10 protein-coding genes and 1 tRNA gene are annotated in these 13145 nt (G+C 45.2%); 6 read left to right on the forward strand and 5 right to left on the reverse strand.

Translation table 11 applies throughout. The annotated features are described in order from the left end of the window. The first annotated feature begins 277 nt into the window (after positions 1-277). The 5 genes from NDI42_RS02390 (at position 278) to NDI42_RS02410 (ending at position 4625) form a co-directional block, all read left to right on the forward strand. A complete protein-coding gene (locus NDI42_RS02390) occupies positions 278-1195 on the forward strand; it encodes a circadian clock protein KaiA (RefSeq protein ID WP_190459709.1) in 918 nt (305 codons plus the stop codon). Between the two features lie 75 nt (positions 1196-1270). Then, positions 1271-1585 carry a circadian clock protein KaiB gene (gene kaiB, locus NDI42_RS02395; RefSeq protein WP_190459711.1) on the forward strand — a complete coding sequence of 105 codons (315 nt, stop codon included), beginning with the start codon at positions 1271-1273 and terminating at the stop codon, positions 1583-1585. 122 nt (positions 1586-1707) lie between these two features. Continuing rightward, positions 1708-3273 carry a circadian clock protein KaiC gene (kaiC, locus tag NDI42_RS02400; protein ID WP_190459713.1) on the forward strand — a complete coding sequence of 522 codons (1566 nt, stop codon included), beginning with the start codon at positions 1708-1710 and terminating at the stop codon, positions 3271-3273. A gap of 377 nt (positions 3274-3650) precedes the next feature. Beyond that, positions 3651-4499 carry a class I SAM-dependent methyltransferase gene (locus NDI42_RS02405; RefSeq protein WP_190459715.1) on the forward strand — a complete coding sequence of 283 codons (849 nt, stop codon included), beginning with the start codon at positions 3651-3653 and terminating at the stop codon, positions 4497-4499. Further along, positions 4500-4625 carry a hypothetical protein gene (locus NDI42_RS02410; RefSeq protein ID WP_277876901.1) on the forward strand — a complete coding sequence of 42 codons (126 nt, stop codon included), beginning with the start codon at positions 4500-4502 and terminating at the stop codon, positions 4623-4625. Positions 4626-4749: 124 nt separating this feature from the next. Here NDI42_RS02410 and NDI42_RS02415 read toward each other — a convergent pair. Further along, positions 4750-4822, reverse strand: a tRNA-Arg gene (locus NDI42_RS02415). Between the two features lie 40 nt (positions 4823-4862). After that, positions 4863-6005 (reverse strand): M23 family metallopeptidase, encoded by a 1143-nt coding sequence (locus tag NDI42_RS02420; protein WP_431191424.1) that lies wholly within the window; start codon positions 6003-6005, stop codon positions 4863-4865. A gap of 416 nt (positions 6006-6421) precedes the next feature. Here NDI42_RS02420 and NDI42_RS02425 point away from each other — a divergent pair, with 416 nt between their 5' ends. Continuing rightward, positions 6422-6583: a hypothetical protein gene (locus NDI42_RS02425; RefSeq protein ID WP_190459718.1), complete on the forward strand. Its 162-nt coding sequence runs from the start codon at positions 6422-6424 to the stop codon at positions 6581-6583. A gap of 64 nt (positions 6584-6647) precedes the next feature. Here the strand turns inward: NDI42_RS02425 and trmFO are convergent, their stop codons facing one another. From trmFO to NDI42_RS02440, 3 genes are all read right to left on the reverse strand, one after another. After that, positions 6648-7994, reverse strand: a complete 1347-nt coding sequence (trmFO, locus tag NDI42_RS02430) for an FADH(2)-oxidizing methylenetetrahydrofolate--tRNA-(uracil(54)-C(5))-methyltransferase TrmFO (protein WP_190459720.1) — start codon at positions 7992-7994, stop codon at positions 6648-6650. Between the two features lie 122 nt (positions 7995-8116). Then, positions 8117-9622: a site-2 protease family protein gene (locus tag NDI42_RS02435; protein WP_190459722.1), complete on the reverse strand. Its 1506-nt coding sequence runs from the start codon at positions 9620-9622 to the stop codon at positions 8117-8119. Positions 9623-9982: 360 nt separating this feature from the next. Next, positions 9983-13006 (reverse strand): GAF domain-containing sensor histidine kinase, encoded by a 3024-nt coding sequence (locus NDI42_RS02440; RefSeq protein ID WP_348231359.1) that lies wholly within the window; start codon positions 13004-13006, stop codon positions 9983-9985. Positions 13007-13145 lie beyond the last annotated feature (139 nt).

Here is a 13145-nt window from a genome sequence, read left to right on the forward strand (position 1 = left end):
TTCTCGGTAGGGGTTTCTCCTGCCTTCTGCCAAAAAAAGTTGGGTTTAAAAAAAAACTGGCGATCGCGCAGTTTCTTATGGAATATGAAAGTAGAGGTTCTGCTTAATTATTGCTCCATCCAGGCGACTCTCAGATACTCCTACTTACAATTAATTACAATTCGATTAATGTTTAAATTATTATTAAGTAGTTTTTGAACGATTCCGGTGAGAAATCCTCCTCGTGAAGGATGTCTCAATGGAAACACTGAATTAATTTATTACACTGACTAAGGTTTTGGATTCACCCCTGTCTATTTGTACGTTTGTTTCTAATGAATCGCTGGCTAAGTCCGTGAGGGACGATTTGAGCAGCGATCACTATCTTGTAACTCAGGCGAGTTCCTTATCTGAGTTTTTTGCCGAAATCGAGCAACACAAGCAGGAGATCGATTGTTTGGTTTTACAGGAGGAAGGCGAGTTGCTACCCCTGTTTAACCAATTGTACGAACAAGGCACTCTGCTGCCAATTGTAATTTTCAAAAAGGTAACGCATGAACTCAGTAATTATGCGGTGATTACAGATAAGCCGAGTAACGTAAGTAGCGTCGCTGATGCTAACCAATCGTTGGGGACTTATCTGTACCACGCTGCGGAAGTTCATGTAACCGCAAGCCAAGCCAACAAGATGACGCTGTTGATTGATCAAGCGATCGCTCGATTCCTCACCCTAGCACCCAGCTGTCGTCTCCCTGACCTTTCCGCCAACCTCGATCCCGTTACTGAGCTAAATACTCAAAGTTTCCTAATGCTACAGCAGCGTCGGCTAGCTGAAAAACTTCAGGAACGATTAGGGTATTTAGGCGTGTACTACAAGAGAAATTCCCAGGCTTTTTTCCGTCATCTATCGCGAACTGAAAGGCAAGAAATTTTAAACCAACTCAAAGCTGAATATCGCCAGATTGTCATAAATTACTTCTCCAAAGAGAGTACACTGAATCAAGCCATCGATCAATTTGTCACAGTGGCTTTTTTTGCCGATATGTCCGTGTCTCAAATTGTCGAGATTCACATGGAATTAATGGATGAATTCTCCAAATACTTGCAACTAGAAGGGCGGAGCGAAGAAATATTATTAGACTATCGTCTGACCTTGATTGATGTCATTGCTCATCTGTGCGAAATGTATCGCCGTTCCATTCCCAGAGAGTCCTAACTACTTAAACATTAAGAATTAAAAAAATTTAATTTTAAGTCTTAATTCTTTTTTCAAGTCCTCAATTGCTAATTTATGGCCGCCCTGAAAAAAACCTATGTTCTTAAGCTCTACGTTGCTGGAAACACTCCCAACTCAGTACGGGCTTTAAAAACACTCAAAAATATCTTGGAACAAGAGTTCCAGGGTGTCTATGCCCTGAAAGTGATTGATGTTCTCAAAAATCCCCAACTGGCTGAAGAAGATAAAATTTTAGCCACGCCGACTTTGGCAAAAGTATTACCTCCACCAGTCCGCAGAATCATCGGGGATCTTTCGGATAGAGAAAAGGTATTAGTCGGATTGGATCTTCTCTATGAAGAACTCAGCCAAGCCGAATCAGATTTATAAATTATATTCGGGTGTATTAGTAATAAACCCTTACAACCAGAGATACTTACGCCTTTAAACTTTAGACTGGTCTATAGCCCTTACTCAGTTTCTGCTAATCTCTTATTTTTTTGACTCAAGTGATGAATCAAACTAATCCAAGCGAGCATAAAGACGAATTGGCACCGCTAGGAGTCCAAAAAATTCGCACAATGATTGAAGGTTTCGATGACATTAGTCATGGAGGCTTACCACTGGGGAGAACCACCTTATTCAGTGGCACATCCGGAACTGGTAAAACCTTGTTTGCAGTTCAGTTTCTCTACAACGGTATTACTCAGTTTGATGAGTCTGGCGTATTTGTTACTTTTGAAGAATCTCCTACAGATATCATAAAAAATGCCTCCAGCTTTGGTTGGGATTTGCAGAAATTCATAGATCAAGGCCAGCTATTTATTCTGGATGCTTCTCCCGATCCTGAAGGACAGGAAGTTGTCGGTAACTTTGACCTGTCTGCCTTAATTGAGCGCATTCAGTATGCCATTCGTAAATATAAAGCCAAGCGGGTTTCCGTTGACTCTGTAACAGCTATTTTTCAGCAATATGATGCCGCAGGGCTAGTACGACGGGAAATTTTTAGATTGGTAGCCCGCCTCAAACAAATTGGTGTCACCACCATAATGACGACAGAAAGGATTGAGGAATATGGCCAAGTGGCGCGATTTGGGGTAGAAGAATTTGTTTCTGATAACGTGGCCATTGTTCGCAACGTTTTGGAAGGAGAACGTCGCCGCCGCACCATTGAAATTCTTAAACTTCGCGGTACTACCCATATGAAAGGCGAATACCCTTTCACCATTACCAATAATGGAATCAATATCTTCCCACTAGGAGCCATGCGACTCACCCAGCGTTCTTCCAATATTCGGGTGTCTTCTGGTGTCAAAACCCTCGATGAAATGTGTGGTGGTGGATTCTTCAAAGATTCGATTATTTTGGCAACAGGTGCTACAGGTACAGGAAAAACGCTTTTAGTAAGCAAATTTTTGGAAAATGCCTGCCTCAGGGACGAACGTGCCATCTTGTTTGCCTATGAAGAATCTCGCGCCCAACTTTCTCGCAATGCTTATTCCTGGGGCATTGATTTTGAGGAGATGGAGCAAAAAGGGTTGCTAAAAATTCTCTGTACTTATCCAGAGTCGGCTGGGTTAGAAGACCATTTGCAAATTATTAAATCAGAAATTGCTGAATTTAAGCCGTGTCGCATTGCCATTGATTCCCTATCTGCTTTAGCACGCGGCGTTAGCAGTAATGCCTTCCGGCAGTTTGTAATTGGCGTTACTGGTTATGCCAAGCAAGAGGAAATTACTGGCTTTTTTACCAACACAACTGACCAATTTATGGGTTCCCATTCGATTACGGATTCCCATATTTCCACGATTACAGACACGATTTTGATGCTGCAATATGTGGAAATTCGCGGTGAAATGTCCCGTGCTATCAATGTTTTCAAGATGCGGGGTTCTTGGCACGAAAAAGGTATCCGCGAGTACACTATCACTGATGAGGGAGCTGAAATTAAAGATTCTTTCCGTAATTATGAAAGAATTATCAGTGGCTCACCCACTCGGATTGCAGTTGACGAAAAGAGCGAATTATCCCGCATTGTTCGAGGGATGAGGGACAATAGTAGCGATACGGTAATTTAACCTTGGGTCTGTCAGTTAAGGGCTTATATCCGCAATAATACGGATATAAGCAAATCTTTACCTAGTAATAACCTAAGTCGGAATAGTATAGCTTCTTCAATTGCCTGTTAGCCTTGATTTTAATGAAAGCTCCTGAATTCCGGTTATTGGTAATTACAACTACACTTTACACAAACTTCATAATTCTGCCTTCAGTTAGCTTCTTACTTAAAGATTAAGTGAAGATGGGTTTTAGCTATAGCAAAATTTTTCAAATAGAAATTAAAATGCAATTGATGTCAATCCGCATTTTTACGTAAATACCCGATCTTTAGGCGGCTAGGGTAAGGATACAGGTTCTTCGTATTCCGCCAAAGCTACAGGGGAGGTATATTCAAGTGGTTACACTCGCAGAATCTCAACTTCAGTTAAGCGATTTTCAACTGGTTCAAGAGATATATTTTCCCAAAAACTATGAAGCTAGCTCCATGTGGAAACTCAAGCAGTTGTTGTGGGAAACAGCTGTAGTGCAATGGGAACAAACAGCAGAGTCTCTAGGAAGTTTTGGGGAAGTTTGGGAACCCCTACCTATTGGTAAACATTTTGATTCAATTTTGGATCTAGGTTGTGGATATGGCAGACTCGCTGCCTATCTTTCAAAGCAGAAAAAGATTACCTGCAACAATTATTATGGAATAGACATTTCCGAGAGTCTTCTGCGGCGTATGCTGGGGTATAAAAGAGCATATAATTTGTTTCCCTCAGCCGAGTTCTCTTTAATTTGTACCGCCGGGGATAAGTTGCCATTTGAGGACAACTCAATAGATTTTGTTAGAGCAAGTAGTATTTTCTTGAGTTTAGAAACAGAGCAACTAAAACACAATCTGGCAGAGATTGCTCGCGTTATCAAGCCGGGGGGAGTTTTTGTATTTGAAGATTTATTCTACAATCGCTACTGTCCGATGAATATTTTGGATAACGTTTTGAATAAAGCGAGGAAATCCAAACTCGATTTCGGTCATTTAAAGCAATATTCTTTAGGTGAGATAAAGCGTTTGTTGAAAAATTCTCAATTATCGCAGAAGTGTCCCCAATATACTATCAAACCGCATAAACCTGCTTTGCTGCAAGAAAAATTTGGGAATGTGGGGATGCGTGTTTCTAATGACATCAATAAGGAAATAAATCCTCCCAAATTTTTGAAAGAGTTTTTAGCTTGTGGTTATAGCGTTTACAGCAAAGTTTAGATGGGCTTCTATACTTTTTGGTTAATAGCTGTCATCCACAAGGGTGCGGTTACAGGGGCAAAGACTGCCCAAAAGCAGCGTCAAGATATTTTAGCCGTTGCGAAGGCAATGGTTTGTGGAGCATAGAAGTATTTGGGCTTGTCTAATTTTTGGGAAAAACGCCTGACGACTAAAGTCAAGGGCGAATAAACTAAGCCCGCGCAGGCGGGCTTAGTTTTAGCGATTTGTTGGGTTTCGCTATTGCTTTAAACGAGCACGGAGGGATTTGAACCCCCGACACCCAGAACCGGAATCTGGTGCTCTATCCACTGAGCTACGTGCCCTGATATCTTTGGATAAGTATAGCATTGTTAGAGGTAATTGTTAGAGGTAATTGATGGGGTCTACTGGTTCGCCATTTTTTCGTACCTCGAAGTGGAGGTGGGGGCCTGTGGAAAATCCGGTGGAACCAACAGATGCGATCGCATCTCCTCTTCTCACCAATTGTCCCTCAGATACATACAGTTGGCTAGAGTGAGCGTATAAAGTCGTAATACCCTTGCCGTGGTTGACTATTACTGCTTTGCCGTAACCGCCATACCAACCCGCAAAAATCACCTCTCCACTCTCGGCGGCGCGGATGGTGCTGCCATAGCTTGCCGCAAAGTCAAGGCCGGAATGTAAGCGGCGGTAGCCTAGAATTGGGTGTATCCGCCAGCCAAAGTTGCTGCTAATTGCAGCATCGCTGGGATATCCGAAGATGCCACCAGTGCTACGCTTAATGTCGTCGCCGCGAAGAATGGCTTTTTCGGCGGCTTCTTTTGCTTTAGCTTCTGCAACCCGTTTTTGAATCAAGGTGGCGATGCCTTGGGAATCTTCTGCCAAAACTCTCTCGGCAGCTTCTAAGGCTTGTCTGTTGCTATTGAGGCGTTCAATCAGTTGCTGCTGCACCTGTCCCTGTGCCATAAAGTCTGCTTTTTGTAGCAGTAGCTGCTGGCTAATTAGGGCAATTTGATTTTCCTGCTGTTCGACTGCGATTTTCTGGCTGTTGATTTGATCTGACTCGACTTTCAGGTTGCTTAAAATTTGCCTGTCTGCCTGAAAAACTAATTTTATCTGACGACGGCGGTCAAAAAATTGATTAAAATTCTGGCTAGAAAGCAGGATATTCCAGCCTTGGTTAGTTAGGTTCTGGCGTTGCAGAAAACGCAATCTGGCGACGGTGGCGGCTTGCTTTTGTTGATAATCCCTTTGGGCGAAAAATAACTGGTTTTGTAACTTTTTTAATGTTTGGGTGGCTTGTTGTAATTGGTACTGGTAATCGTTGATTTGGGTGTCGGTTAAGTTAATATTTTGCTGTACTTTGCCTAGTTGTCCCTGTGCGGCTTTTTCGAGTTTTTGTAAGCGATCGCTTTCTTGGGAAAAATTAGACCTTTGTCGATCTAACTGTTGCTGCATCTGCTTCAACGTGTCCACTGTGACTGGCGGCGGCGTGGGAGATTCAGCCTTCACGGGCATTGATAGCATTAGCCACAGGCAAAGGCAAAGGGCAATACCCCCAACAAAGCTTAAAAAGCGTCCGAAATTTCGGTGTAGCTTTCCCTCCCCAAATCTTCGGGCAAGACACAGCAGCAAAAGGTAATAATTCTGGCTTTGATTGGGAAATAAAGCTTTGATCATCTCTAGTCGCCGGAAAGACCGCCTGCCCCACCAGTTGAAGCGATGTGGGTTATTTAAACATTTACCTGAGCGCACGGATTTCCATTATATAAATATACCACAAATAACCATTTTTACAAGCTGCGTAACGAAATAAAAAACTTAAAAAAACTTAAACCTGTTAGGTATCTTTGTACACCGTTTTTTGATAGCCCTAAAGTTAGATGAAGTTTTTTGCAGTTAAAGCAAACTAGGTAATAAATAAGTATAAGCGATTAACAACAATGACCACTGACAAAACAACGACTTCCCAAAATGCTGTAGGTGAAAGTAAAAAGGAACTCAATCAAAAAACATCTAAGCAATTTGTCATCAGCACTACGATTGGAGTTTTAACAATTCTGATTTTGGCTGCCAGTTATTATTACGGACTCATTGGCTCTTAATATGGTCAGAGAACACACTTAAATGCAAATCGGTCGTTCCCAGTCAGATGCTGGGAACGACCGATTAACCTATGGCAGACTTCCAACTAGCGAGATTCGCAAAAGCGCGATCGCGATAAGCGCCATATCGCTCCTGCTTATTGCGAATCCTTACAGGCAATTCCGGCAAAATGCCAAAATTGGGCGGCATCGGCTGAAAATGCTTTGGTGAAGCCGAACTAATAAACTCAAACAACGCCCCCATCATCGTCGTAGTTGGTAGCGTCAGCGGTTCTTTACCCAAAGCAATTCGCACCGCATTCATCCCCGCCAGCCAACCGCCAGCAGCCGCCGCCGTGTAACCCTCAGTTCCCACCAACTGCCCTGCGGCAAGCAACGTAGGGCGGTTGTGAAATTGTAAAGAAGGCTTTAACAACTGCGGCGCATTAATAAACGTGTTGCGGTGCATCACGCCCAACCGCACAAACTCCGCATTTTCCAAGCCTGGAATCAAGCTAAACACCCGTTTCTGCTCGCCCCAGCGCAAATTCGTCTGAAATCCCACCATATTCCAGAGTTGCCCCGCCTTATCTTCTTGGCGCAACTGTATCACCGCATAAGGACGTTGCGACTGATTTTCTGGGGCGCGGAAATCACCTTTGCGGGTATCAAACAATCCCACAGGCTTCAGAGGGCCATAGCGCATGGTATCTTCTCCCCGTTGCGCCAGTTCCTCAATTGGCAGACAAGCCTCAAAAAACTTTGCCGTCTCCCGTTCAAAGTCTTTCAATTCCGTCTGTTCAGCCTTGCAGAGTTCCTCCCGGAAATGTAGATACTGCTCCTTATTCATTGGGCAATTGAGATAAGCCGCATCTCCCTTGTCGTAGCGAGAAGCGAGGAAAGCAATGTCACGATTAATCGATTCTCCCACCACAATCGGGCTGGCAGCATCGAAAAAACTCATGTATTCCATCCCCGTGAAGCGTTGCAAATCTGCCGCCAAATCGGGGGAAGTTAGAGGGCCAGTAGTGAGAACTGTAATGCCTTCTGTCGGGATTTGCGGCAATTCGCCGCGCCGCAACTCAATTAAAGGGTGAGAAGCAAGAGTTTCTGTTAATTCGCTGCTAAATTTTCCCCGGTCAACGGCTAAAGCCCCACCAGCAGGAACGGCGTGTTCGTCAGCTTTGCCAATGATAATTGAGTTGAGGCGACGCAGTTCTTCGTGTAAAAGACCAGCAGCGCGATCGCTTGACATTGCCCCAAAGGAATTACTGCACACCAGTTCCGCCAAATGTTCTGAGTGATGGGCAGGACTAAACCGCTTGGGGCGCATTTCGTGCAGCACTACAGGCAACCCAGCATTGGCAATTTGCCACGCTGCTTCCGTCCCCGCTAAACCCCCGCCTATAACTTGAATTGGTTGTTGTTCCATCTAAATCTTTCCACCCCTAGTGCGGATTTTCTTTTAACGCAAAGGTGTACGCAAAGGAACGCAAAGAAATCCTTAGCGAATTGCCTTAAAAAACCAAATTAACTGGCAGCACTCGCCGCGTTTTAAATATTTAACCATTGAGTAATAGTCCCAGGCACTGGCAAAAGAATGCTGACTAAAAGTGCTAACGCCAGCAATCCCCCAAAATCTCGCTTGTTGTCGAGTTCGCTGACATCGTTCAGCGCTGGTTCATCAGCTACAGGTATCAAGAATAAGAAAATTGCCCAGATAAACAAATCTGTCTGAACCAAAGACAATCCCAGCATCAGCAGCCTGGTAACTTGACCAATAGTAGCGCCAGTTCGTTGCCCAAACATAGCATGGACAATGTGACCGCCATCCAGATGTCCTACAGGCATCAACTTAAATGCCGTCCACACAAAACCAATGTAAGCCGCCACCGCTACCGGATGCAGCTTGATTGCCATATTCGACGTGAATTCAGTTCCCAGCGCCAATTTACTCAGCACGGTTAAAAACAGAGAAAACCGGGGATTGAGGGAAGTGAAGTTTAAAATATTCGATTGGTCGGACAGGGGAACTACCGCAGAATGAGCTAATCCCCACCACAATAGCGGTAACGCTACCACAAAGCCAGCTAGGGCGCTGGCAATGCCCACGTCAAATAATGCTTTCCGGTTGGGTATAGGCGATCGCCTTTGAATAAACGCCCCAAATGTCCCTAGGAAAAACGGCACGGGAATAAAGTAAGGCAGGGTGGTGCGAATTTTGTAATATTGGGCTGTCAGGTAATGACTTATTTCGTGGATGCCTAAAATTCCTATTAACGCTACAGCGTAGGGCAATCCTGCTAGTAACAAAGCTGGGTTTGATTGCAATTGTGAGTTAGAAACGCCTGCAATCTCCACCCCAACTAAAGCGGTGGTAAGCAAGGTAACGACCAGCAACGCCAAAGCTAAACCTGGTCGCTTCAAGGGTTCGGTGTTCTGTTGCGTCTCTGGGTGTGCTTGGGGATTGGGAACTAGAGCAAAAAACGGATCTTTGTTTAAACCTTCTTGAAAGACAACGAAGAAGCGATCGCTAAATAAATTCTCAATATTCTCCCTAATTGTCTTGTAAGCCACCTCCGGGTTAGAGCGCAACTTACCCCGACAAATCACCGCTTGCGGTCGATAATCAATGTTCTGGAGGTAGTAAATCGACCAGGGAAAGCAATTTCGGAGATTAGTTTCTTCTGTTTTATCGATGGGACGATAGCTACTAACCGGCACGGGAGGCACAACAGCCTTTGCCTCAGTTGGATTCTGACTCTGATTTGTTGCCGCCATCTCTTGCGTTTTTGTCGAGGGTGTGTTGATCTCCCTGCGACCCATCTGAATCAACACCCAGTACAATAACGGGCAGACGACGAACGGAGCAATTTCCAAAACTGGAGGCATCCGCGTGTCTTCACCGTAGACCAAAATCCAGCCAGTCCAAATCAGTGCAGGAGTCATCATCACCAGCCACAATAGCCAGACTGGCGTTCGAGTGATGGTGGCAACACTACGCTTAACGATCAAGTAAGTAAATAGACCCAGTAAGATTAGGAGCAACCAGAGTTCCATGATATAAATCTGAATTGGTCTACAGGAGAATTAACCAGAGCAGCTTAAGCTTGCTAGCTACTCTAATCACTGGCAAAGTACAACCAGATTCTCCAGAATACAGCGCTTTCCTTCCCGCCTCACAGCTTATGGCAGAACACTCTGGGGCTATTAAATAACCTCTCGCTGTCCTTGATGCCATTTAGACTTTTCCACCCAATCTAGATAGATTGAGTGCCACACCCTATATTCCATTGTAGAAAACCCAGGCAATATCCTGAACGATTGTTTTAGAAGATGTCAGTTGTCCCTGGTTTTTTTCTCCCAATCCCCAATCCCCAATCCCCAATCCCCAATTCCCAATTCCCAATTCCCAATCCCTCAATCTAAATTTTGCGCTTGCAGATAAACTGTGAACACCGTACCGACACCCTCTTGAGAATTAAACTCAATCGTACCGCCGTGCATCTCCACTAGCTGGCGAGTCAAAGCCAACCCCAAGCCAGTACCCTCGTGCTGGCGATTTAGAGAACTATCAATTTGTTGAAACGCCTCAAACAAAAGATGCTGCTTATCTAGAGGAATGCCAATTCCTGTATCGGATACCTCAATCATCACCTTGTCGTCGATATACCCGATTCGCAGCCATACCTCACCCCCAGGCGGCGTGAACTTGACTGCATTTGAGAGCAGATTCAGCAAAATTTGCTTCACCCGCCGTTCATCGCCACAAAATTCTTCCCCCTGAGGCAACCCAGTAAAATCTTCCATCAAGCTCACTTGTTGAGCTTGAGCTTTTTCTTGCAACAGTGCCAAGCATTCATTACCCACCCGCAGCAGAGAAAATTGACTTAGCGATAAAGATGCCTTACCTGCTTCAATCTTAGACACATCGAGAATATCGTTGATTAGCTGCAACAGATGCTGTCCGCTGCGATGAATAATGTTGAGATATTCTTTCTGTTTAACGTTCAGTTCGCCAAAGTATGGCTGCATTAAAGCTGAAGACATACCAATCACAGACGTAAGCGGTGTCCGCAATTCATGGCTCATCGTTGCCAAAAACTCGGTTTTTGCCTGAGAAGCAGCATGAGCAGCAGTTAAGGCGTCTTGTAGCTGCTCAGTGCGTTCGGATAAAGCTTGCTTTGTTTTAAGTAGCTCGGTAATGTCGCGGGAAGTTCCTAAGCAAGCATAAACTTCGCCATTAGGGTGTTTTAGCGGCACACGGAAAGTATCAAAGTGGTGAGTTCCGTCTGCGAAAATCAGCCTTTCCTGCTCGTGTAGCGTTTCTCCGGATTCAAATACCCGCAGATTTTGTTTGGCAAAAGAATTGGCAACTAGCGGCGGGAAGCATTCGATTATAGGCCGTCCCTGAACTGAGTAACGGTTATCAAAGCCAATTGCTTTGGCAAAAGCATGGTTGCAAAAGCGCAGACGCATACCTTCGCGCTCTACCACAAAAATGTAATCTGGGTGAGCGTCAAAGAAACTTTCAAGCTCGGCGGTGCGCTCTTGCACTTGGACTTCTAAAGTTTGGTTTTGCTCTTGAATTTTTTGGTAGAGTGTCGCTTGGTAGATAGCGATCGCCAGCTGATCGGCAACTGTGGTGACAAACCGTAATTCTGACTCGTGCCAGTAGCGGGGATACTTATCCTGACAGAAGTTGAGGAAACCCCAGATAGAGCCACTGCGGTGAATCGGCACCATTAGCCACGCTCCGGGATATTTTACTGCCAAGGAGCGATTAATCGGGTCATCTACTGTGCGCGTATCGCTCACCTGAACCATTTGCAAATTCCGCAGCGCTCTGGAATAAGGGTTATTTTGATCGGGAATTATCAGGTTCATGGCTGTGGGAACATCACAATGAGCGCGATACTCCACGAGCGGCTTCCAACATTGCTGATCTTCTACGTATTGAAAAATTGAACATCGATCTGCCACCAGGAGATGTCCCAATTCCAACGTTACCGTCTGAAAAATATGAGACACGTCTAGAGAAGCACGGATCTGGGCAACCAGTCGATTTAGCAGCGCTGTATATGTAATCCGTTCCTCGGCTTGCTGATAAAGATTGGATAGATCGTGCGCTCTGTGCATCAGATGGAGCGTCAGATGAAGTAATTGCCGCTCCCAAGGTTGCCAATCTCGCTGTTCATCCCATTGCTCAACCACCAGCAAACCAACGACTACAGACGTGCCATTTAGAGGCGCGAGATTTTGCATCTCTAGATTCTGGTTCGGGTGTGTATGCAGCCATGTTAGAAAGGCAGATTGGGCTGCTCTGGCGCTAAGGTTTTGCTCAAGGTACGAGTCCATAGGCGATCGCTCTATCGCCCAAGGATTAGATTGATGGTGTTGTAAAAGACACTGTTCAACCTTCGCCCAGTCGGGATAATGGTTTTGCCGCGAAGCAACGGGGATAGATGGAGCGTGAGCGATCGCACCCCAGATGACGCGCTCATCTTTGGGGCTATAGAACCCCATTAAACACCGACTGACCCCTAAATTCTCCTGAATTAATGCTGCCGAACCCTGCAAAATCGCCTGGACTCCTTGAGTTGTCCAGGTAACGCGCAGCAGTTCGTGCAGTAACTTTTCTTGCTGTAACCATTGCTGCTGTTGAGAAGGTGTTGATTGGGGATTGGGGATTGGGGATTGGGGATTGGGGATTGGGGATTGGGGACTGGGGATTGGGGATTGGGGAATTCTTACTCTCCCCCTCTCCCACTCTCCCCCTCTGCTCCTCTCCCCCTCTCCCCTTCTCCCACTCTCCCCCTGTAATTGTGACTGTGAAAGCGCACTTACCAGCATTGAGGTAAATTCGCTTTGTGCTTCTGGCAGATTGGGCTGAGGATGCCAAGATGCGATCGCTTGCTCAAATATCTGCTTTGTTTCTGGTGTTAAGACCAGACCGCTTTGAATTTCGGTGCAAATTTTGGCAACAATCCCTGGATCAAACACAAAGGACAACTCATAACACTTAGCGTCCGTTGGTGAGTCTTGGGCTGCTTTGTAGGCTAAACATAGCACGTTGAAGCGATCGCCCATTCCCAAAATCGCCACAGATGCCAGGGAAAGAGCGTTTTCAGTTATTATCTCCCTCCATTCGACAGAGCAAGGGAAGCAGCAGCGTAGTGCAGCGTTCTCCCCCACCCTACTTACTGACTCCTGGGTCGCCAGTGTCAAATAACAGTTGTGTTGAGACAAATCGGGCAAATCGTGGGGAGTATTTGATACCAAATCCGGACAAAGGTCGTCAAATGTGAAATCTGACTCGCCAGGTTTGATGAGTAACACTCTAGAATTTTGCTCTGAAGCCAAAAACTTTAGCAGTGAGTGAGCAACAGACAAAACAGATAACCGACTGATAGAGTATCTGGGATTATTTTGCAGAAAAACCATGAGCTTGAGCGCTGGGGAAAGGCGGTAAAAACACTCACCAGTTTTGGTGATTGGGCATGAGAAATTCAGTAACCGACAGGTCGCCGCATCGCAGTTCTTAACCCTCTCAAGTTTAGATTTTTCAACAATCTATTTATCG

Origin of the sequence: Funiculus sociatus GB2-C1 (assembly GCF_039962115.1) — a bacterium.
Lineage (GTDB): Bacteria > Cyanobacteriota > Cyanobacteriia > Cyanobacteriales > FACHB-T130 > Funiculus > Funiculus sociatus.